Below are 20,510 nucleotides of genomic sequence, written 5' to 3' on the forward strand. Positions count from 1 at the left end.
GCGGTGGATAGGGTCGCGATCTGCGCCGTTCCCTGGGGGTGAGCTTTGTCTTCGGTTCACAATGCCGGTGTGCCGACCCTCATCGGTTCGGTGCAGCGGGCGCTGAGGCTGCTGGAAGCGGTGGGTGCCCATAGCGAGGGAGCCCCGGCGAAACAACTGGCGCGCGAAGCCGGGCTCCCGCTCCCCACGGCCTACCACCTGCTGCGCACCCTGACGCACGAGGGCTATCTGCGCAGGGTGAGCGGTGTGTTCGTGCTCGGCGACGCGGCCGGTCGGCTGGCGGACGGCGGACTTCAGCAGAAACGTCGCAGCATGATCCTCGACTCGCTCGCGCACTTCCGCGACGCGGTCGGGGCCCCCGTCTACTTCGCGGTCTACCGCGAGGGTGAGATCGAGGTCGTGGGTGTCTCGGACACCCCGGCCAGCCCGGCCTGCGAGGAGTGGGCCGACTTCCGCGAGACCGGCCACGCGCACGCCATCGGGCAGTGCCTGCTCGGGCAGCTCGACGAGAAGGCGCGCAGGGAGTACTACGACCGTCATCCGGTCGAGAGCATCACGCCCTACACCGTGCGGGACGTCAGTGCCCTGGAGCAGCGGATCGGCTCCCTGGAGCGAATGCAGCCGGTGACAGAGCGTCAGGAGTATTCCCTGGGTACGGTGTGCGCGGCCATCCCGATCACCGCCGGCGATACCGCCGCAACCATGGCGATTTCACTCCCTTTGCACCAAGAAGACCGGTTGCTCTATGCGGTCGATCGGCTACGGAGTGAAGTAGGCGCGCTGTTGAGCACCCTCTCGTTCTCTATCAGTATCTGAAAACTCACTCCTTGTGATCTGCATGCGCTTACACCACCCTTGTCAAGAGGGCCTTGGGGGACCATTCCTGGCCACTTCCACTACAGCGGGGTAGTCAATGCGCGAGTCGGTACAGGCAGAGGTCATGATGAGCTTCCTCGTTTCCGAGGAGCTCTCGTTCCGGATCCCGGTGGAACTCCGGTACGAAGCCCGTGACCCCTATGCGGTGCGCCTGACCTTCCACCTTCCCGGAGACGCGCCTGTGACCTGGGCGTTCGGCCGGGAGTTGCTTCTCGACGGCATCAACAAGCCGTGCGGTGACGGTGATGTGCACATCGCCCCCACCCACCCGGACGAGCTGTCCGACGTCCACATCCGGCTCCAGGTCGGCGGTGACCGGGCCCTGTTCCGTGCGAGCGCGGCGCCGCTCGTCGCGTTCCTCGACCGGACCGACCGGCTGGTTCCGCTCGGTCAGGAGCGCAACCTCGGCGACTTCGAGGAGAACCTGGACGACGCGCTCGGCAAGATCCTCGCCGAATCGCGGCAGAACGAGCAGAACGCGGGCTGAGCGGGCGGCGGTGACAGGTCAGCGCTTGCGCCGGCGGCCCCGGCCGCCGCGGACCGGCCTCGGAGCCCCGTCGGCGACCGGAGATCCCGGTCGGTCGGCGGACACCACCAGCGTCGCGAGCGCCGTCGTCACGGGGACCGAGGCCACGAGCCCGATCGAGCCCACGAGGGTCCGTACGATCTCCTCCGCGACCATCTCGCTGTTGGCCACCGACCCCATACTGCTGTTCGCGATCGAGAACAGAAGCAGCAGGGGCAGCGCGGCGCCCGCGTACGCGAGCACCAGGGTGTTGACCACCGACGCGATGTGGTCGCGGCCGATCCGGATGGCCGCCCCGTACAGGGCGCGCGGGCCCATCTTCGGGTCGGCCTGGTGGAGTTCCCAGACGGCCGAGGTCTGCGTCACGGTCACGTCGTCGAGGACGCCGAGGGAGCCGATGATCACGCCCGCGAGCAGCAAACCGCTCATGTCGATGGACGGGTACAGGCCGTGGATCAGCCCGGTGTTGTCGTCCGTGTTGCCGGTCAGGAAGGCCCAGTCGATGAACACCGAACCCAGTACCCCGATCAGGAGCAGCGAGACGAGGGTCCCCAGGACGGCGACCGAGGTCCTGGCCGTCAGACCGTGGCACATGTAGAGGGCGATCAGCATGATCGCGCTGGCTCCGATGACCGCGACGAGAAGGGGGTTCGAGCCCTGGAGGATCGCCGGGAGGATGAACAGCATCAGGATCCCGAAGCTGACCACCAGGGCCACGAGCGCGAAGACGCCGCGCATCCGTCCGACCACGACGACCGCGACGGCGAAGATCCCGGCCAGCACCGCCAGCGGGAGCTTGCGGTTCACGTCGATCACGGAGTACTGGAGGTCCCGCGGAGCGTCCGGGGCGTAGGCGACCACCACCTTCTGGCCCTTCTCCAACTGCCGCGGCGCGCCCGGCTGGACGATCTCGAAGAAGGCCCGGCCCTTCTCCGGCCCGGTCGTGACCTCGACGGTCGCCTTCTTGCACTCGCCGGTCTGCGCGGCCTGCGCCTCGCGCCCCTCGGGGGTGGAGGTGTCGCCGGTGGGGGGCACCTGCGAGGCGTTCACGGATTTGCAGTCGACCTTTGCCAAGGCGACGACCAGGCCCTGCTGGGTCTGGCGGTCGAACCCCACTCCGGTGCGCTCGTGGGCCGGGGCGCCGCCCGGCCAGAGGACCACCATGCCGATGAAGACGGCGGCGGCGAAGGGGATCAGAACCGCGGCGATGACCTTGCGCAGATGCTTGGAGACCGGGGCAGCCGGCCCGTGGCCGTGGCTGTGGGAATGCCCATGCGGGGCACCGGCCGCGGGTCCGTGGGACTCGTGCTCGTGACCGGTGTGGCCATGGGGATCCGTGGGCGTGGTGGGGGGCTGCGGCGAGGACGTCACTGGCAGATCATCGCAAGAGATGAGGGGGCCCACTGTTCAGCACGCCACAAATGACGCTAGCGTGGGGGCACCTTTGCACAACGCGGGAGCTCGGAGCACCGGGCTGAGAGGGCGCTGATCACCGTACGCGCATGAAAATGCGTACGGGAAGAGGCTGCGCCGACCGCCGAACCTGTTACCGGGTAATGCCGGCGTAGGGAGATCAGGTCTCATGACCATTCAGGACGCACGCACGCCTGCCGTCAGCCAGGACGCCGACGGCCAGACCGAGCGCCAGCCCGGCTGGCACAAGGGATACCTGGCGGGCTCCCGCCCGGACATCCGGGTGCCGGTCCGTCAGGTCCACCTCACCAACGGCAAGGACGTCACGCTCTACGACACGTCCGGCCCGTACACCGACCCGCAGATCGAGACCGACGTGCGCCGGGGACTGCCGCCCCTGCGCGAGAACTGGATCATCGGACGCGGCGACACCGAGGAGTACGCGGGCCGTCCCGTGCGCCCCGAGGACGACGGCATCAAGCACACCTCCCCGCGCGGTGGCCTCAAGAACCTCGACGCGGTCTTCCCCGGCCGCCCCCGTCAGCCCCGCCGGGGCCGTGGCGGCGCTGCCGTCACGCAGCTCGCGTACGCCCGCCGCGGCGAGATCACCCCGGAGATGGAGTACGTCGCGATCCGCGAGAACGTCTCCCCCGAGGTCGTCCGCGAGGAGATCGCCGCAGGTCGCGCGGTGCTCCCCGCCAACGTGAACCACCCCGAGATCGAGCCGATGATCATCGGCAAGCGGTTCCTGGTGAAGGTCAACGCCAACATCGGCAACTCCGCGGTCACCTCCTCGATCGAAGAGGAGGTCGACAAGATGACCTGGGCCACCAAGTGGGGCGCCGACACGGTCATGGACCTCTCGACCGGCCGCAACATCCACACCACGCGCGAGTGGGTCCTGCGCAACTCCCCCGTCCCGATCGGCACCGTGCCGCTGTACCAGGCTCTGGAGAAGGTCGACGGCCGCGCCGAGGACCTGACCTGGGAGATCTACAAGGACACGGTCATCGAGCAGGCCGAGCAGGGCGTCGACTACATGACGGTTCACGCCGGCGTGCTGCTGCCGTACGTCCCGCTCACCGCCCGCCGCAAGACGGGCATCGTCTCGCGCGGCGGCTCGATCATGGCCGCGTGGTGCCTGGCGCACCACAAGGAGAACTTCCTCTACACGAACTTCGAGGAACTCTGCGAGATCCTCGCGACCTACGACGTCACCTACTCGCTCGGTGACGGCCTGCGTCCCGGCTCCATCGCGGACGCCAACGACGCGGCGCAGTTCGCGGAGCTGAAGACGCTGGGCGAGCTGAACACGATCGCCAAGCGCCACAACGTGCAGACGATGATCGAGGGCCCGGGCCACGTCCCGATGCACAAGATCAAGGAGAACATCGACCTCCAGCAGGAGATCTGCGAGGAGGCGCCGTTCTACACGCTCGGCCCGCTGACCACGGACGTCGCGCCCGCGTACGACCACATCACCTCGGGCATCGGCGCCGCGATGATCGCCTGGTGGGGCACCGCGATGCTCTGCTACGTCACGCCCAAGGAGCACCTGGGCCTGCCGAACCGGGACGACGTGAAGACCGGCGTGATCACGTACAAGATCGCCGCGCACGCCGCCGACCTGGCCAAGGGCCACCCGGGCGCCCAGGAATGGGACGACGCCCTGTCGGACGCGCGCTTCGAGTTCCGCTGGGAGGACCAGTTCAACCTGGCCCTCGACCCGGTCACGGCCCGTGAGTTCCACGACGAGACCCTGCCGGCCGAGCCCGCCAAGACCGCGCACTTCTGCTCCATGTGCGGTCCGAAGTTCTGCTCGATGAAGATCTCCCAGGACATCCGCCGGGAGCACGGCGGCGACCTGAAGGCCGAGGAGATCCAGGCGGGCATGGCGGAGAAGTCCGCCGAGTTCGCGGCCTCGGGCAACCGCGTCTACCTGCCGCTGGCGGACTGACACCGCAGACGAGCGCCGTCCCGGGAGGCTGTGCGGCTTCTCAGGACGGCGTTTCTGGCGCGCTTGTCGGTCGGGCGACGGCTACCAGTAGCATCCGGTGGTTCGCCCGGACCGACCTGCGGTCTCTGCGTGATGAAAGAGGCGCCAGTGCACGACGTACAGTCCCCTCCGGTCCAGGAGCAGCTGCCCGGCGAAGTCGTGGCCCTGGCGGCTTCCGAAGGGCTGGGAGAGCTTCGGGCGTCCTTCCTCCCGAAGCGCATGGGCGCCGGCAGGATCGCCGGCCTGGCCTTCTTTTCGCTCTTTGGCCTGCTGGTCTTCGTGCTGCCTGGCCTGCTCTTCATCTGGCAGCTCCTGCAGGCCCCCAACTTCAACCGCAAGCAGGCGGCGAAGCGGATCCATTGCTTCGAGCACGGGCTCATCGTGAGTGATCGCAGCGGTCCGGTCGCCGTCCGGTGGGACTCGGCCTCGGTGCTGCAGCAGATCACCGAGCGTTACGCGAACGGTGTGTACGTCGGGACCAGTTACCTCTACACGCTGTTCAAGCGGGACGGTTCCACGATCGAGCTGACGGGCTTCTACGCGAACCCGGAGGTCTGGGGAGCGGCGATCCAGCACGAGATCACCAGGGCCCAGCTGCCGGGAGTGCTCGACCTGTTGAGCCGTGGTGGAACCGCCCACTTCTGTGACATAGCCGTGAACGCGGGCGGGATGGCGACAGCGAAGCGGGGCACCCTGCCGTGGAGCGAGGTGCAGCGGGTCGAGGTCAAGAACGGCATGGTGTTCGTGGAGAAGGCCGGAAAGCTGCTGCCCTGGTCCAACACCCCGGTCCGCAAGGTCCCCAATTTCTTCATGTTCCTGGCAGTCGTCGACCACCAGCGTGGCCGAAGCTAACCCGTCAACCCGTTATCGAGTCTTTGCATTTCACTTGAATCACACGCGGGTTGATATTGGCGTGATTGTCGTGAACGCGTACAACGGGCGCCGATACGGTGCGGCGAGCACTACCGCTACGTCACGCACATCAGAGGATCACATGAGCACCCCGCAGAACCCCCAGGTCCCGTCGTCGCCCGAGGCGGTCGCGGCGGCTCCCTTCCCGTACGCCGAGGCCACGCAGGCCGCGGCATCGGCGCCCAGGAAGAGCAAGCGCAAGAAGGTGCTCTCGCTGCTCGGCACTCTCGCGGTGATCATCGTTCTGGCGGTCGTCAAGGTCGCCATCAGTGACGCGATCAACGGACCCGTGCACGCCAAGGCAGGCGAGTGCGTCTCTGTCACCGGCAGTGCCAATAACCCGTCGGTCGATACGGTCGGCTGCGGTGACAGCAAGGCCACGCACACGGTGTCGAAGGTCGTCGACAACACCTTCGACGTCAACGTCTGCGGCGACGGCTTCGACGCGCTCGCGCAGCAGATGGACGACGACGAGTTCGTACTCTGTCTGACGCCGAAGAAGTGATCACCGGTACCGCCGGAACCACGTCGTAGCACGGCGGTTGGTCCCATCCGGGCATGAGCCGGCTGACGGCCGGATCGTGGTCTTGACCTGGAGTGCGCTCCAGCTCCTAGAGTGCGGGCGCATGACCATGCGATACCGAAATCTGGGTGGGACCGGCATCGAGGTGAGTGCGCACTGCCTCGGCACGATGATGTTCGGGGCGGTGGGGAACCCGGACCACGAGGAGTGTGCCCGGATCATCCATGCCGCGCTCGACCGGGGCATCAACTTCGTCGACACCGCGGACATGTACTCGGCCGGTGAGTCCGAGGTGATCGTCGGGAAGGCGCTCAAGGGGCGGCGCGACGATGTCGTGCTCGCCACGAAGGTCCACTTCCAGATGGGAGAGGGCCGCAATCGCAGCGGCAACTCGCGGCGCTGGATCGTGCGCGCCGTGGAGGACAGCCTGCGGAGGCTGGACACCGACTGGATCGACCTCTACCAGGTGCACCGGCCGGACCACACGACCGACGTCGAGGAGACGCTGTCGGTCCTGGGCGACCTGGTCAGGGCCGGGAAGATCCGGTCCTTCGGGTGCTCGACCTTCCCGGCCGAAGAGCTGGTCGAGGCCCATCACGTCGCCGAGCGGCGGGCGCTGCCCCGCTTCCGGACCGAGCAGCCGCCGTACTCGATCCTCGCGCGGGGGATCGAGGCCGACGTCCTGCCGGTCGCCCGTCGCTACGGAATGGGCGTGCTGACCTGGAGCCCGCTCGCGTCGGGCTTCCTGAGCGGGAAGCACCGGCTCGGCCGCCCGGTCGATCTGACCTCGGGCCGTGCGGCGCTGACTCCGGCGCGGTTCGATCCGGCGATCCCGGGCAACGTCGCCAAGCTGGAAGCCGTGGAGCGGCTCGTCGAGCTGGCCGGAGAGATCGGCTGCACGCTGCCGGAGCTGGCGGTCGCCTTCCCCGTCGCCCACCCGGCGGTCACCTCGGTGATCATCGGCCCCCGGACGATGGAGCAGATGGAGTCCCTGGTGAAGGGGGCCGGTCTGGTTCTCGATGACGCGGTGCTCGACCGGATCGACGAGATCGTGGCTCCGGGTGAGAACCTCTACCACCCGGACGGGGTCTGGCGCCCGACGGCCCTGACGGACGCAGGACAGCGGCGGCGGGCGCTGAGCGACCGGGCCGCGGGCTAGACGGGCGCCCGGCGCGATGTTTCACGTGAAACACCGGCCGGTTTCCCGGCCGGTGTTTCACGTGAAACGGAGACCGCGGGCCGCAGGGCGGCAGCGGCGAAGCCGCGGTTGGCCCGGGTCTGACGTCGGTAGGACTCCGGCAGCTCGGGCATGGCCAGCAGCCGGTCGCAGGCTCGGATGGACGTGGCCATGTCCCCGGTCCAGTACGCGGTGACCGAGTGCTCGAAGAGGAGCCCCCACCGGTACACCCAGGGCTGTACGAAGAGCAGGTCGTCCGGGACCGGCCGGTTCAGGACCGCCCCTGTGATCGCATGCGCCGAGTGGTGGCGGCCCAGCAGCCGCAGCCGGCAGGCGAGTTCGTAGCAGGCTTCCAGGCGGCCGGGCCGGGAGTCCCAGGCACGCGAGAGGGCGTCCATGGCGGCGGGCCAGTCTTCGGAATCGCCGTACAGGACCCCGGCCTGGAGGAGCGAGTAGTAGACCTCCTCGGCCCAGCCGCCCAGGGTGGCGCGCCGTTCGTAGAGCTTGATCGACGCGGCGGTGTCCCCCATGTCGCGCAGGGTCTGGGCGAGGTGGAAGACCGTGTGGGGATTGGACGGGTCCCGCTGGAGTTCCGCACCCAGCAGGCGGGCGTTGCGCTCCAGCCGGCCGGGCCGGGAGGCGCCGTCGGTGTGGTCCTCGGTGACGAGGGCGTCGAGGTTCTCCTGGAGGCCCGGCCGCCGGTCGTTCTCGTCCCGCCGGTCGCAGGTGAGGTACGCGTGGGTGACGCCCTCGTACCGCCAGGGCAGATCGGCCCGGACGAGGCGCTTGACCCGGGATTCGGTCCCGCCTGTGTGGCGGAGCACGTACGAGTCGGCCGTGAGCGCGGGCAGCGGGCCGGTGCGGCGCAGGACGTGGTCCGCGTCGAGGAGGAGCAGGTAATCGGCCGTGCCGAGGGCGCGGGCGATGTTGAGGCTCCGGTTGTGGCCGAAGTCGGTCCAGGAGTCCTCGTGGAGTTCGCCCGGGATCCCCGCCAGGGCCGAGCGGATCAGCTGCTGGGTGCCGTCTGTGGATCCGGTGTCGGAGATGACCCAGCTGTCGATGAGACCCCGTACGGAGGCGAGGCAGCGCTCGATGACGGCGGCCTCGTCCTTCACGATCATGCAGAGGCAAATGGTCGGCTTCACGGCCGCTGACCCTAGGGACGGGTCCGGGCTGGCGGGGTGGCGCCGCGCCGGGCGCGGCCCCGGGTGGCCCTCTGCCGCGCGGCCAAGTGGTCCCCCGGGCTGGGCCGTTCAGTGGCCGGCCGGCAGGGGCCTGCGGCTCGCGCCGGTATCCAGTGCCGGCGTCGACGGCCGGCATCGACGGCCGGTGTCGAGTGCCGGTGTCCTATTCGGGCTCGTGTTCCGGGCCGCCGAAGTCCGGGCTGGTGAAGTCCGGAGGCGTGTAGCCGGGCCGGGGACTCTGTGAGCGGGATCCCGGACTGCTGAAGTCGGGCCGGCTGTACCCCAGGTTGGGGATGCGCCCCGCCTCGGGCGTACGGGGTACGGGATAGCCCGGCCCGGCGCTCGGATCGGCCAGCGCGTCCCGCAGGAACGGCACGATGCCCCGCTCCAGCAGGGCATGGCGCCAGGCCTCCCGGGCCCGCGAGAGCTCGTCGGGCAGGGAGGCGGCCTCCTCGGCGGCCACCTCCGTGGAGCTGTTGCGGATCGCCGTCACCAGCAGCCCGATCACCGCGAACAGCAGGGCGGCCACGGTCAGTGCGCCGAACAGCCAGCCCGCCGTCAGCATCGTGTCGGCGAAGGCCGGTGCGGGTTCGACCATCTTCAGGCTGTAGCCCACCAGCAGGAAGATCAGCATGGCGGTGCCGGCGAGGACGGGCGCGAGGACCGCGACCACGGCGCTCACACCGGCGCCGCCGCCGTCTTCGCGGCCGTCGTTCCCGTCCTCGGCGGTTCTGCCCGAGCCCGTGAGGGCCTCGTCGCGCAGTTCCTCCCGGATCTTGACGTAGTGGTCGTACTCGGCGGCGGCCGCCGCGGTGAGCAGTGCGGTGGCGCTGAGGGCCATCGTGCGCAGTTGTTCGGCGTTCAGCCGTTCGCCGAGGGTGGCGAGCTCGGGCCGTTCGTCCGCCGTGCGCAGCGCCTCGTCGAGGAGCCGGTTGAACTCGGGCCGGTCTTCGGTCAGCAGGTGCGGAGCGCTGGTCATGTGCATCCCCCGATGCTCCGTAGAAGCCGGTATGCCCGCGTAGACCCGGGCGCCGGCACAAACGGAGGAGAGCCTGCTACGGATAGAGCGATGGTAGAGCGCCCCTGCCACGCCGTGACAGGGCCTTTGCTGAAATACCCCGCTCCGAGAACGCTCAGTCGCTCAGAGGTAGTTGAACGACGAGCAGCTTGCCCGCCATGGTGACGCCGCCGTCCATGGCGATGGCCAGGCCGTCGGCGTACACGTGCGGTCCGTCCACGGCCTCCGGGCCGCGGGACTCGTCGCCGTCCTCGGTGCCCACTTCGCCGAGCAGGTACGGGATCGGGCTGTGTCCGTGGACGACGCGCCCGCCGCCGTAGGTGCCCAGGAGCTCCCTGACGGCGTCGGGGCCGGTCTCCTCGTCGCGGAAGGCGAACCGCTTGGTGAACTTCCGGAACAGGTCCCACGTGATGTCGGCGTCGTGGCGGTTGAGCAGCTCGTGGATGGTGTCGTTGACGTCCTCGATGGAGTTGCCGTAGTCGAGGTAGGCGGTGGTGTCGGAGTGCAGGAGCAGGTGGCCGTCCGCCAGGGTCGCCGCGTCCAGCCGGGACATCCACTGCAGGTGGACGTCCTCCAGGCGGTCCATGTCGGTGCGCTGGCCGCCGTTGAGCAGCCAGGCGGCCTGGAAGGTCGCGGTACCGGCGCCGGACTGCACGGGGGTGTCGCCGAACCGCTTGGCGCCGATGAGGAGCAGTTCGTGATTGCCCATCAGGGCCTTGCAGTACCCGCCCGCGGCGGCGGCCTCGGCGGACAGCCGCATGACGAGGTCGATGACCCCGATGCCGTCGGGGCCGCGGTCGGTGAAGTCGCCGAGGAACCAGAGCCGGGCGTTGCCCGCGGACCAGCGGCGGTCGGCGTCGATCAGGTCCTGGGCCTGGAGTTCCGTGACGAGCTCGTCGAGGTAGCCGTGGACGTCGCCGACGACGTAGAGGGGGCCGGGACCGGCGGCCGGGGCTTCCTGGGGGACGTACTGGACCTGGACGGTGTCGCCGGGCCCGCCGGCCGGCGCGCCGCGGCCGATGACGGGCAGGTCGCGCTGCGTCGGCGTGTAGCCGTCATCGTCGGCTTCCGCGTCGGGGAACTCCGCGTGCGCGGCGGGGCGCTGGTGCGGGACCGTCTCCGTCTCCGCGTACCCGGGCCGCGGGTCGGCGGGCGCGCCCTCCGCGTAGTACGCGGGGTACTCGCCGTACACCGGACTTTCGCCGGGCAGCCCGGCGGACACGGCGTACGGTGCGGGTTCGGCGACCGGCACCCGGAAGTCCCGCAGCGTGTCCGTCCGCATCGCGGGTCCCTGACCGGCCCCCTGAGTCATCGACCCCTCCACCACCGTCGCGCTGCCGTACACCTGCGGACCCTCCTGACCTCCTGGGCGGAGGGTCCGTGATGTCGTGCGCCCATCATAGGAATGCGGCTCGCGCTCTGTGACGCACCAGGGGTGGTGAATCCTGGCCGGAGCCGGTCCTTCCTGCCGTTTTCTCCCGATATCGGTGTTGCGGAAATACTCGGCGGGGCCGTCGGCCCCGCCGATGTGGCGGTGTGGGGGTCAGTCCTGGGCCGGTGAGCGGGGTGGGCTGACCGTGGTCCGGGGGGTCCTGCGCTGCGAGGAGGTACGGATGATCAGCTCGGTCGGGACGACCTGTTCGACGGGACGTCCGGTGTCGACTCCCTCGATCGCGTCGATCAGCAGCTGTACGACGGCGGTGCCGATGCGGCGCGGTTTCAGGGAGAGGGTGGTGATGGGCGGCTCGGTGTTCGCGTAGACGGTCGATTCGCTGCAGCACACGAGGAGCAGGTCCTCGGGGACGCGCAGGCCGTAGCGCCGGGCGGCGGCGAGCAGGTCGGTGCCGTTGGGGTCGAACAGGCCGTAGACGGCGTCCGGCCGGTCGGGCCGGGCGAGCAGCCGGTCGGCGGCGACGGCCCCGGCGCACGGGTCGTGGGCGGGGTAGGACTCGTAGACGGGGTCCTGGCCGACGCGCTCGCACCAGCTCAGGTAGGCGGTCGTGGACAGCCGGGTGTAGGTGTCGGTGGTGGTGCCGGTCAGCAGCCCGATGCGGCGGGCTCCGGCGGCGGCGAGGTGGTCGAGCAGGCCCAGTACGGCGGCCTCGTGGTCGTTGTCGACCCAGGCGGTGACGGGGAGGGTGCCGGCCGGTCGGCCGTCGGAGACCACGGGCAGACCCTGGCGGACCAGTTCGGTGACGACGGGGTCGTGGTCGGAGGGGTCGATGACGACGGTGCCGTCCAGGGCCACGTTGGACCAGACGTCGTGTCGTGAGGTGGCGGGGAGGATGACGAGCGCGTAGCCGCGGGCGAGCGCGGCGGAGGTGGCGGCCCGCGCCATCTCGGCGAAGTAGGCGAATTCGGTGAAGGTGAAAGGTTCATCCCCGTACGTGGTCACGGTCAGGCCGATGAGGCCCGACTTGCCGGTACGGAGGGTGCGGGCCGCGGCGGAAGGGCGGTAGCCCAGCCGGTCGGCGACCTCGCGGACGTGGCGGCGGGTGGCGTCCGGCAGCCGCCCCTTGCCATTGAGCGCGTCGGAGACGGTTGTGATCGAGACGCCCGCTGCGGCGGCCACGTCTCTGATGCCGGCCCGGCCCTGTCGGCCGCCGACCCGCCGGGTGGTCTCGGTCCGGCTCACCTGATGCTTCCCTGCTGCTGTCATGGCGAGCCGATAGTAGGGCTCGGAGGGGTGCGTGGTCCGGGTGCATATGCACGCGTTGACAGGCACGATTCTGCATGGTTCGCCACCCCCAATGACCTTGGAAACGAAGGTATTTGGTGGCGCAAGGTGAGAGTGGGGCTTGTCGGCGGGTCCGAGCATGCCAAAACGGAGCTGCTCGGGGCCGGTCTCAACTCACCTGCACGAGGGACGCGCGCCACGGCGCAGGCCACCGGCGCGCGCATATATGCGCGCGCTCCCCCAGTGTTCCTGGCGCCCACCATTCTCGGATCGGCGGAATCCTCATAAGGTGAGCAGTATTGAGTCGACGGAGACGTCGACGGGACGGTCGAGGAGGACCTGCGGTGAGCGAGAAGAGCCCGAAGCTGCGCGCCGAGCTGGACGGCATTCCCACCTACAAGCCGGGCAAGCCCGCTGCAGAGGGCGGGGCCGTCGCGTTCAAGCTGTCCTCGAACGAGAACCCGTACCCGCCGCTGCCGGGGGTCCTGGAGACCGCGGTCGCGGCAGCGGGACGGTTCAACCGCTACCCGGACATGGCGTGCACCGGCCTGGTGAACGAGCTGGCGGAGCGCTTCGGGGTGCCGGTCGAGCACATCGCCACGGGCACCGGCTCGGTGGGCGTGGCCCAGTCGCTGATCCAGTCGACCGCCGGCCCGGGCGACGAGGTCATGTACGCCTGGCGGTCCTTCGAGGCCTACCCGATCATCACGCAGATCTCGGGTGCCACGTCCGTCCAGGTCCCGCTGACCGACGGGGACGTGCACGACCTGGACGCCATGGCCGCCGCGATCACCGAGCGGACGCGCCTGATTTTTGTTTGCAACCCCAACAACCCCACCGGCACCGCGGTGCGCCGCGCCGAGCTGGAGCGGTTCCTGGACCGGGTGCCCTCGGACGTCCTGGTGGTGCTGGACGAGGCGTACCGCGAGTTCGTCCGTGACACCGACGTCCCGGACGGCATCGAGCTCTACCGCAACCGCCCCAACGTCGCCGTGCTGCGTACGTTCTCCAAGGCGTACGGGCTCGCCGGGCTGCGCGTCGGCTTCGCGGTGGCGCACGAGCCGGTGGCCGCGGCGCTGCGCAAGACGGCGGTGCCCTTCGGCGTGAGCCAGCTCGCCCAGGACGCCGCCGTGGCCTCGCTGCGTGCGGAGGACGAGCTGATGGGCCGGGTCGGGTCGCTGGTCGGCGAGCGCGCGCGGGTGCACGCGACGCTGCTGGGTCAGGGCTGGACGGTCGTCCCGGACACGCAGGCCAACTTCGTGTGGATGCGGCTGGGGGAGCGGACCGCCGAGTTCGCGGCGGCCTGCGAGAAGGCCGGTGTGGTGGTCCGGCCCTTCGCGGGCGAGGGCCTGCGGGTCACGATCGGTGAGACCGAGGCGAACGACCTCTTCCTGCACACGGCGGAGGCCTTCTTCAAGGAGATGTAGGGCCGCGCATCCCGGTGGGGCGATGGCCCCGGCGGGGTCGTCAGGCCAGTTCCACGCGGATGGGGTCGCCGTCGCGGACGGTGGCCAGGAGGCGGGGGTCGCCGTCGAACGAGCCGAGCACGTTGCACGGGCTCGCCAGGCGGCTCTCGCCTCCGCGCGAGATGGGCGTCGGGCCGTAGGGCAGCGCGAGTGCGTTGCCCTCGGTCCAGAACGCGACCGTGCCCGGGTCGACGACCTGGCGGGCGTCGTCCTCGAGGGCGACGGAGACGCCGGTGTCGAAGTAGACCTCTTCGCCCCAGGTGTTGGCGGATGCCGAGATGGGGAGCGCGTCGGCCAGGGCCTTGCTGGTCGGCGTTTCGTCGAGGGTCGCGGTGAGATGGCCGGCGGGCCAGGAGAATCGAATCTTCATGGGCGGCATTCAACAATCTGTTGAATGTCTTGGCTAGGGGGACCCCGGCTGAAAGCCGTCGAAGTCGGTGCGCCATAATGCTTGTGAATGTGAACGCGTTCACAAGCGTGTCCCGCTTCCTCCCGGAATGAGTGGGATGCAACCGGCAAACTGCCGCTGTGACCACGGCGACATGAAGGAGACGAGGACGTGGACCTAGCTCTGGCGCCAGAGACTCTGGCGCGATGGCAATTCGGCATCACCACCGTCTACCACTTCCTGTTCGTTCCGCTGACGATCTCGCTGGCCGCGCTGGTCGCGATCTTGCAGACCGCCTGGGTGCGGACCGAGAAGGAGAAGTACCTCAAGGCCACCAAGTTCTGGGGCAGGCTCTTCCTGATCAACATCGCGATGGGCGTCGTCACCGGCATCGTGCAGGAGTTCCAGTTCGGCATGAACTGGTCGGACTACTCGCGGTTCGTCGGTGACATCTTCGGCGCCCCGCTCGCCTTCGAGGCCCTGATCGCCTTCTTCTTCGAGTCGACCTTCATCGGCCTGTGGATCTTCGGCTGGGACAAGCTGCCGAAGAGGATCCACCTGGCCTGCATGTGGATGGTCTCCATCGGCACCGTCCTGTCCGCGTACTTCATCCTCGCGGCGAACTCCTGGATGCAGCACCCGGTCGGCTATCGCATCAACGAGGAGCGGGGACGGGCCGAGCTCACCGACTTCTGGCACGTGCTCACCCAGAACACCGCGCTCACCCAGTTCTTCCACACGATCACGGCCGCCTTCCTGGTCGGCGGCGCGTTCATGGTCGGCATCGCGGCCTTCCACCTCGCGCGCAAGAAGCACATCCCCGTGATGCGCACCTCGCTGCGGCTCGGCCTGGTCGTCATGATCATCGCGGGTCTGGGCACCGCCATCAGCGGCGACCTGCTCGGCAAGGTGATGTTCAAGCAGCAGCCCATGAAGATGGCCGCCGCCGAGGCCCTCTGGGACGGCGAGGCGCCGGCTCCCTTCTCCGTCTTCGCCTACGGCGACGTCGAGAAGGGCCACAACAAGGTCGCCATAGAGATTCCGGGACTGCTGTCCTTCCTGGCCAACGACGACTTCACCTCCTTCGTCCCGGGCATCAACGACGTCAACAAGGCCGAGCAGGAGAAGTTCGGACCCGGCGACTACCGGCCGAACATCCCCGTCGCCTACTGGGGCTTCCGCTGGATGATCGGCTTCGGCATGGCCTCCCTCGGGGTCGGCATGCTGGGGCTCTGGCTGACCCGCAAGCGGTTCCTGCTGCCGCCGGCCCTGCGCACCGGTGAGGACGAGGTCCCGCACCTGGTCCTCTTCAAGAAGGCGCTGAGCCCCCGGTTCTCCCACCTCTACTGGATCGTGGCGCTGTGGACCATGGGCTTCCCGCTCATCGCCAACTCCTGGGGCTGGATCTTCACCGAGATGGGCCGTCAGCCGTGGGTGGTCTACGGCGTCCTGCGCACCAGGGACGCGGTCTCGCCGGGGGTCTCCCAGGGCGAGGTGCTCACCTCGATGATCGGCTTCACGCTGCTCTACGCCATCCTCGCCGTGATCGAGGTCAGGCTCCTCGTCAAGTACGTCAAGGCCGGTCCCCCCGAGCTCACCGACGACGACCTCAACCCGCCCACCAAGATCGGCGGGGACGAAAAGAACCCCGACCGGCCGATGGCCTTCTCGTACTGAGGCTGAGGAGACCACACCATGCAACTCCACGACGTCTGGTTCGTACTCATCGCCGTCCTGTGGACCGGCTACTTCTTCCTCGAGGGCTTCGACTTCGGGGTCGGCGTCCTGACCAAGCTGCTCGCCCGCGACCGCCGGGAGAAGCGGGTCCTGATCAACACGATCGGACCGGTCTGGGACGGCAACGAGGTCTGGCTGCTCACGGCGGGCGGCGCCACCTTCGCCGCCTTCCCGGAGTGGTACGCCACCCTCTTCTCCGGCTTCTACCTGCCGCTGCTGGTCATCCTGGTCTGCCTCATCGTCCGGGGCGTCGCCTTCGAGTACCGCCACAAGCGGCCCGAGGACAAGTGGCAGAGCAACTGGGAACACGCGATCTTCTGGACCTCGCTGATTCCCGCGTTCCTGTGGGGCGTGGCCTTCGCCAACATCGTCCGCGGCGTGAAGATCGACAAGGACATGGAGTACGTCGGCAGCCTCTTCGACCTGATCAACGTCTACTCGGTCCTCGGCGGCCTGGTCACCCTCACCCTCTTCACCTTCCACGGAGCGGTCTTCACCTCGCTGAAGACCGTCGGGGAGATCCGGGACCGCTCGCGCGCGCTGGCGACCCGGCTGGGTGTGCTGACGGCGGTGCTGGCCCTGGTCTTCCTGATCTGGACCCAGGTCTCGCGCGGTGACGGCTGGAGCCTGATCGCGATGGCCGTCGCCGTGGTGGCGCTGGTCGCGGCCGTCGGCTTCAACCTGGCGGGCCGCGAGGGCTGGTCGTTCGCCCTGTCGGGGATCACCATCGCGGCGGCCGTCGCCATGCTCTTCCTGACGTTGTTCCCCAACGTCATGCCCTCCTCGCTGAACGACGCCTGGAGCCTCACGGTCACCAACGCCTCGTCCACCCCGTACACGCTGAAGATCATGACCTGGTGCGCCGCAGTGGCCACGCCGCTCGTCATGCTCTACCAGGGCTGGACCTACTGGGTGTTCCGCAAGCGCATCGGTACGCAGCACATCGCCGACGCGCACTGAGCCCGCGCCGGTCCGCGGGGCGCCCGCTCCAGACGGGCGGCCCGCGGGCCGGCCCTCCTGCCCGACCCTGCCGAGGGGATGTTTCACGTGAAACCGATCGACCCGCGCCTGCTGCGGTACGCCCGATCCACCCGCCTCTTCCTCGGGGCGGTGGTGGCCCTGGGGCTCGCCGGAGCGGTGCTGGTGGTCGGTCAGGCGATGCTCATCGCCGAGATCGTGGTCGGCGCCTTCGAGAAGGGACTCGACGGCGGCGCGCTGCGGACCCCGCTGCTGCTCCTCGCGGCGGTGGCACTGGGACGGGCCCTCGTGGCCTGGCTCACGGAACTGGCCGCGCACCGGGCCAGCGCGGCCGTCAAGTCGGAGCTACGGGGCCGGCTGCTGGAGCGGGCCGCCGACCTGGGGCCTGGACGGCTCCGCGGCCGGAGCACCGGATCGCTGGTGGCGCTGGCGACCCGGGGCGTGGACGCGCTCGACGACTACTTCTCCCGCTACCTGCCCCAGCTGGGGCTCGCGGTCGTGGTGCCGGTGGCCGTCCTGGCCCGGATCGTCACCGAGGACTGGGTGTCGGCGGCCATCATCGTGGTCACCCTGCCGCTGATCCCGCTGTTCATGATCCTGATCGGCATGGCCACCCAGAGCCGGATGGACCGCCAGTGGCGGCTGCTGTCCCGGCTCTCGGGGCACTTCCTGGACGTCGTGGAGGGCCTTCCGACGCTCAAGGTGTTCGGCCGGGCCAAGGCGCAGGCCGAGTCGATCCGCAAGATCACCGATGACTACCGCCAGGCCACGATGCGTACGCTGCGCATCGCCTTCCTCTCCTCGTTCGCGCTGGAGCTGCTCGCCACGCTGTCGGTCGCGCTGGTCGCGGTGACCATCGGCATGCGGCTCGTGCACGGGGAACTGGACCTGTACACCGGCCTGGTGATCCTCATCCTGGCGCCGGAGGCGTATCTGCCGCTGCGCCAGGTGGGGGCGCAGTACCACGCGGCGGCCGAGGGACTGGCGGCCGCGGAGGAGATCTTCGAGGTACTGGAGACCCCGGTTCCCGTGACCGGCGGCGAGGCCTCCGTGCCGCCCGGCGGGCAGCGGATCGCGTTCGACGGGGTCGAGGTCCGTTACGAAGGGCGGAGCACGAGCTCGCCCGGGCCCGTGTCGTTCGCCGTCGAACCGGGCGAGTGCGTGGCCCTCACCGGGCCCAGCGGGGCGGGCAAGTCCACGCTGCTGGGCGTGCTGCTGGGCTTCGTGACGCCGACCGCCGGACGGGTCCGGATCGGGGACGCGGACCTGGCCACGCTGTGCCCGGAGCAGTGGCGGGAGCGGGTGGCCTGGGTGCCGCAGCGCCCGCACCTGTTCGCGGGGACCATCGCCGAGAACGTCCGGCTGGCCCGGCCCGACGCCTCCGACGAGGCCCTGGACGCGGCGCTGCGGGACGCCGGGGCGTGGGAGTTCGTCTCCGCACTGCCGCACGGGGCGCTGACCCCGCTCGGCGAGGGCGGCGTGGGCCTGTCGGCCGGGCAGCGTCAGCGCCTCGCCCTGGCCCGGGCGTTCCTCGCCGACCGGCCGGTGCTGCTGCTGGACGAGCCGACGGCCGCCCTGGACGGGGAGACCGAGGCCGCCGTGGTGGAGGCCGTACGCCGCCTCGCGGTCGGCCGGACCGTACTGCTGGTGGTGCACCGGCCGGCGCTGCTGGCCGTGGCCGACCGGGTGGTCCCGGTCGGTGAGGGCGCTGCGGCGCTGCCCGTGGCCCGGGACTCCGAGCCCGGGGGCGCTCCGCGCAGGCCTGCGGCGGTGACCGACCCCGGGGAGTGGGTCCTCGGCGCGGCGCCCGAGCGGGAGCCGGTCACCGGGGGCGCCGACACCGGCGGCGGTGACCCGCTGCGGCGGGTGCGGGCGGTGGCTTCGGCGTGGCAGGGCCGCTTCCGGCTCGGGCTGCTGCTGGGGGCGCTGGCCGTCGGCAGCAGCGTCGGGCTGATGGCGGTGTCGGGGTGGCTGATCTCCCGGGCCTCCCAGCAGCCGCCGGTGCTGTACCTGATGGTGGCCGTCACGGCCACGCGTGCCTTCGGCATCGGGCGGGCCGTGTTCCGGTACGCCGAGCGGCTCGTGTCGCACGACGCCGTCCTGCGGATGCTCGCCGATCTGCGGGTCTCGGTGTACCGGCGGCTGGAGCGGATCGCGCCGGCCGGACTGCGCGAGCAGCGGCGCGGGGACCTGCTGTCCCGGCTGGTGGCCGACGCCGACGCCCTCCAGGACTACTGGCTGCGCTGGCTGCTGCCGGTGGGTACCGCGGTGCTCGTCGGCGGCGGATCGGTGGCGTTCACCGCCTGGCTGCTGCCCGAGGCCGGAGCCGTGCTCGCGGTCGGGCTGCTGTTGGCCGGGGTCGGGGTGCCGCTGGTCAGCGGGGCCTGCGCCCGGGCCGCCGAGCGGCGGCTGGCACCCGCGCGGGGTGAGCTCGCCACCCGGGTGGCCGATCTGCTGACCGGCACCGCCGAACTGACCGTCGCCGGAGCCCTCGCCGGCCGGAAGGCACGGACCCGGGAGAGCGACGGGGCGCTGACCCGGATCGCCTCGCGCGGGGCCGCGGCCACCGGGCTCGGCAGCGGGCTGTCCGCGCTGGTGTGCGGGCTCACCGTGGTGTGCGCGGCGCTGGCGGGCGCGGGCGCCGTCGCCTCCGGGCGGCTGTCCGGGGTGGCCATGGCGGTGGTGGTGCTCACCCCGCTCGCCGCGTTCGAGGCGGTCAGCGGGCTGCCGCTGGCCGTCCAGTACCGGCAGCGGGTGCGCCGTAGCGCCGAGCGGGTCTACGAGGTCATCGACGCTCCCGTCCCGGTCGCCGAGCCGGCCGAGCCGGGCGAGCTGTCCGGCTCGCCCTTCCCGCTGCGGCTGACCGGACTGACCGCCCGCCACCCGGGCCAGGAGCGGGACGCGCTGCACGGGCTGGACCTGACCCTGGAAGCGGGCCGGCGCATCGCGGTCGTCGGGCCCTCGGGCTCGGGCAAGACCACCCTCGCCCAGGTCCTGCTGCGGTTCCTGGACCCGGGCGAAGGCACCTACACCCTGAGCGGGACCGACGCGCGGACCCTCGACGGTGACGACGTACGCCGGGTCGTGGGCCTGTGCGCCCAGGACGCGCACCTCTTCGACAGCTCGGTCCGCGAGAACCTGCGCCTGGCCCGGACCGGGGCGAGCGAGGAGCAGCTGCGCGAGGCGCTGGGCTCGGCCCGGCTGCTGGAGTGGGCGGACGGGCTGCCGGACGGGCTGGACACGCTGGTCGGCGAGCACGGGGAGCGGATCTCGGGCGGTCAGCGCCAGCGGCTGGCCCTGGCCCGGGCGCTGCTCGCGGACTTCCCGGTGCTGGTGCTGGACGAGCCGGCCGAGCATCTGGACCTGGCGACGGCGGACGCCCTGACGGCGGACCTGCTGGCGGCGACCGAGGGCCGGACCACCGTACTGATCACCCACCGGCTCGCCGGGCTCGAAGCGGTGGACGAGGTGCTCGTCCTGGACCGTGGTGCGGTCGTCCAGCGCGGTCCGTACGCGGAGCTGGCGTCCGCCCCGGGGCCGCTGCGTGCGCTCCTGGACCGGGAGCGGGAGGCGGACGGGACGCTGGCCGAGTTTCGCCATGCTGACTTTCCCTCCTAAACGGGACTAACTAGGCTCAAG

At 70.3% G+C, this 20,510-nt stretch carries 16 protein-coding genes and 1 riboswitch; of the genes, 10 read left to right on the forward strand and 6 right to left on the reverse strand.

Annotated elements, in window-relative coordinates; all coding sequences use genetic code 11:
- The first annotated feature begins 69 nt into the window (after positions 1-69).
- Both ACFV0Q_RS00310 and ACFV0Q_RS00315 read left to right on the forward strand, forming a co-directional pair.
- On the forward strand, positions 70-816 hold the full coding sequence (locus ACFV0Q_RS00310; protein WP_384998033.1) for an IclR family transcriptional regulator: 747 nt from the start codon (positions 70-72) through the stop codon (positions 814-816).
- Between the two features lie 97 nt (positions 817-913).
- Positions 914-1,363, forward strand: a complete 450-nt coding sequence (locus ACFV0Q_RS00315; protein ID WP_384998036.1) for an SsgA family sporulation/cell division regulator — start codon at positions 914-916, stop codon at positions 1,361-1,363.
- 18 nt (positions 1,364-1,381) lie between these two features.
- Here the strand turns inward: ACFV0Q_RS00315 and ACFV0Q_RS00320 are convergent, their stop codons facing one another.
- Positions 1,382-2,773: a YibE/F family protein gene (locus tag ACFV0Q_RS00320; RefSeq protein ID WP_384998039.1), complete on the reverse strand. Its 1,392-nt coding sequence runs from the start codon at positions 2,771-2,773 to the stop codon at positions 1,382-1,384.
- Between the two features lie 72 nt (positions 2,774-2,845).
- Positions 2,846-2,990, forward strand: a riboswitch (TPP riboswitch).
- Here ACFV0Q_RS00320 and thiC point away from each other — a divergent pair.
- From thiC to ACFV0Q_RS00340, 4 genes are all read left to right on the forward strand, one after another.
- A complete protein-coding gene (gene thiC, locus ACFV0Q_RS00325) occupies positions 2,985-4,772 on the forward strand; it encodes a phosphomethylpyrimidine synthase ThiC (RefSeq protein ID WP_384998042.1) in 1,788 nt (595 codons plus the stop codon). It overlaps the preceding riboswitch by 6 nt.
- Positions 4,773-4,919: 147 nt before the next feature.
- Complete coding sequence (locus ACFV0Q_RS00330; protein WP_384998045.1) at positions 4,920-5,663, forward strand: DUF6585 family protein; 744 nt, start codon at positions 4,920-4,922, stop codon at positions 5,661-5,663.
- A gap of 142 nt (positions 5,664-5,805) precedes the next feature.
- A complete protein-coding gene (locus ACFV0Q_RS00335) occupies positions 5,806-6,228 on the forward strand; it encodes a hypothetical protein (RefSeq protein ID WP_384998048.1) in 423 nt (140 codons plus the stop codon).
- A gap of 127 nt (positions 6,229-6,355) precedes the next feature.
- A complete protein-coding gene (locus ACFV0Q_RS00340) occupies positions 6,356-7,405 on the forward strand; it encodes an aldo/keto reductase (protein WP_384998266.1) in 1,050 nt (349 codons plus the stop codon).
- Here ACFV0Q_RS00340 and ACFV0Q_RS00345 read toward each other — a convergent pair.
- From ACFV0Q_RS00345 to ACFV0Q_RS00360, 4 genes are all read right to left on the reverse strand, one after another.
- Positions 7,402-8,568 (reverse strand): glycosyltransferase, encoded by a 1,167-nt coding sequence (locus tag ACFV0Q_RS00345; protein WP_384998051.1) that lies wholly within the window; start codon positions 8,566-8,568, stop codon positions 7,402-7,404. The two genes, ACFV0Q_RS00340 and ACFV0Q_RS00345, sit on opposite strands and share 4 nt — an antisense overlap.
- A gap of 202 nt (positions 8,569-8,770) precedes the next feature.
- On the reverse strand, positions 8,771-9,592 hold the full coding sequence (locus ACFV0Q_RS00350) for a hypothetical protein (RefSeq protein WP_384998054.1): 822 nt from the start codon (positions 9,590-9,592) through the stop codon (positions 8,771-8,773).
- Between the two features lie 148 nt (positions 9,593-9,740).
- Positions 9,741-10,952: a metallophosphoesterase gene (locus ACFV0Q_RS00355; RefSeq protein WP_384998269.1), complete on the reverse strand. Its 1,212-nt coding sequence runs from the start codon at positions 10,950-10,952 to the stop codon at positions 9,741-9,743.
- A gap of 216 nt (positions 10,953-11,168) precedes the next feature.
- Positions 11,169-12,284 (reverse strand): LacI family DNA-binding transcriptional regulator, encoded by a 1,116-nt coding sequence (locus tag ACFV0Q_RS00360; RefSeq protein WP_266575578.1) that lies wholly within the window; start codon positions 12,282-12,284, stop codon positions 11,169-11,171.
- 362 nt (positions 12,285-12,646) lie between these two features.
- Between ACFV0Q_RS00360 and hisC the strand changes: the two genes are divergently transcribed.
- Positions 12,647-13,729: a histidinol-phosphate transaminase gene (hisC, locus tag ACFV0Q_RS00365; RefSeq protein ID WP_384998057.1), complete on the forward strand. Its 1,083-nt coding sequence runs from the start codon at positions 12,647-12,649 to the stop codon at positions 13,727-13,729.
- Between the two features lie 40 nt (positions 13,730-13,769).
- Here the strand turns inward: hisC and ACFV0Q_RS00370 are convergent, their stop codons facing one another.
- A complete protein-coding gene (locus ACFV0Q_RS00370; RefSeq protein WP_384998060.1) occupies positions 13,770-14,138 on the reverse strand; it encodes a cyclophilin-like fold protein in 369 nt (122 codons plus the stop codon).
- 189 nt (positions 14,139-14,327) lie between these two features.
- On the opposite strand from ACFV0Q_RS00370, the gene ACFV0Q_RS00375 reads away from it, so the two are divergent.
- The 3 genes from ACFV0Q_RS00375 (at position 14,328) to cydD (ending at position 20,489) form a co-directional block, all read left to right on the forward strand.
- Positions 14,328-15,833: a cytochrome ubiquinol oxidase subunit I gene (locus ACFV0Q_RS00375; RefSeq protein ID WP_384998063.1), complete on the forward strand. Its 1,506-nt coding sequence runs from the start codon at positions 14,328-14,330 to the stop codon at positions 15,831-15,833.
- 18 nt (positions 15,834-15,851) lie between these two features.
- A complete protein-coding gene (gene cydB, locus ACFV0Q_RS00380) occupies positions 15,852-16,853 on the forward strand; it encodes a cytochrome d ubiquinol oxidase subunit II (RefSeq protein ID WP_384998066.1) in 1,002 nt (333 codons plus the stop codon).
- An 87-nt stretch (positions 16,854-16,940) separates the two neighbouring features.
- Complete coding sequence (gene cydD / locus ACFV0Q_RS00385) at positions 16,941-20,489, forward strand: thiol reductant ABC exporter subunit CydD (protein WP_384998069.1); 3,549 nt, start codon at positions 16,941-16,943, stop codon at positions 20,487-20,489.
- Positions 20,490-20,510: the final 21 nt, after the last annotated feature.

Origin of the sequence: Streptomyces sp. NPDC059564 (genome assembly GCF_042735575.1) — a bacterium.
Taxonomy (GTDB): Bacteria; Actinomycetota; Actinomycetes; order Streptomycetales; family Streptomycetaceae; genus Streptomyces.

Coding starts and splice junctions, on each gene's coding strand:
- ACFV0Q_RS00315 (WP_384998036.1), top strand. CDS start 914: ATGCGCGAGTCGGTACAGGCAGAGGTCATGATGAGCTTCCTCGTTTCC.
- thiC (WP_384998042.1), top strand. CDS start 2,985: ATGACCATTCAGGACGCACGCACGCCTGCCGTCAGCCAGGACGCCGAC.
- ACFV0Q_RS00335 (WP_384998048.1), top strand. CDS start 5,806: ATGAGCACCCCGCAGAACCCCCAGGTCCCGTCGTCGCCCGAGGCGGTC.
- ACFV0Q_RS00340 (WP_384998266.1), top strand. CDS start 6,356: ATGCGATACCGAAATCTGGGTGGGACCGGCATCGAGGTGAGTGCGCAC.
- ACFV0Q_RS00350 (WP_384998054.1), bottom strand. CDS start 9,592: ATGCACATGACCAGCGCTCCGCACCTGCTGACCGAAGACCGGCCCGAG.
- ACFV0Q_RS00360 (WP_266575578.1), bottom strand. CDS start 12,284: ATGACAGCAGCAGGGAAGCATCAGGTGAGCCGGACCGAGACCACCCGG.
- ACFV0Q_RS00370 (WP_384998060.1), bottom strand. CDS start 14,138: ATGAAGATTCGATTCTCCTGGCCCGCCGGCCATCTCACCGCGACCCTC.
- cydB (WP_384998066.1), top strand. CDS start 15,852: ATGCAACTCCACGACGTCTGGTTCGTACTCATCGCCGTCCTGTGGACC.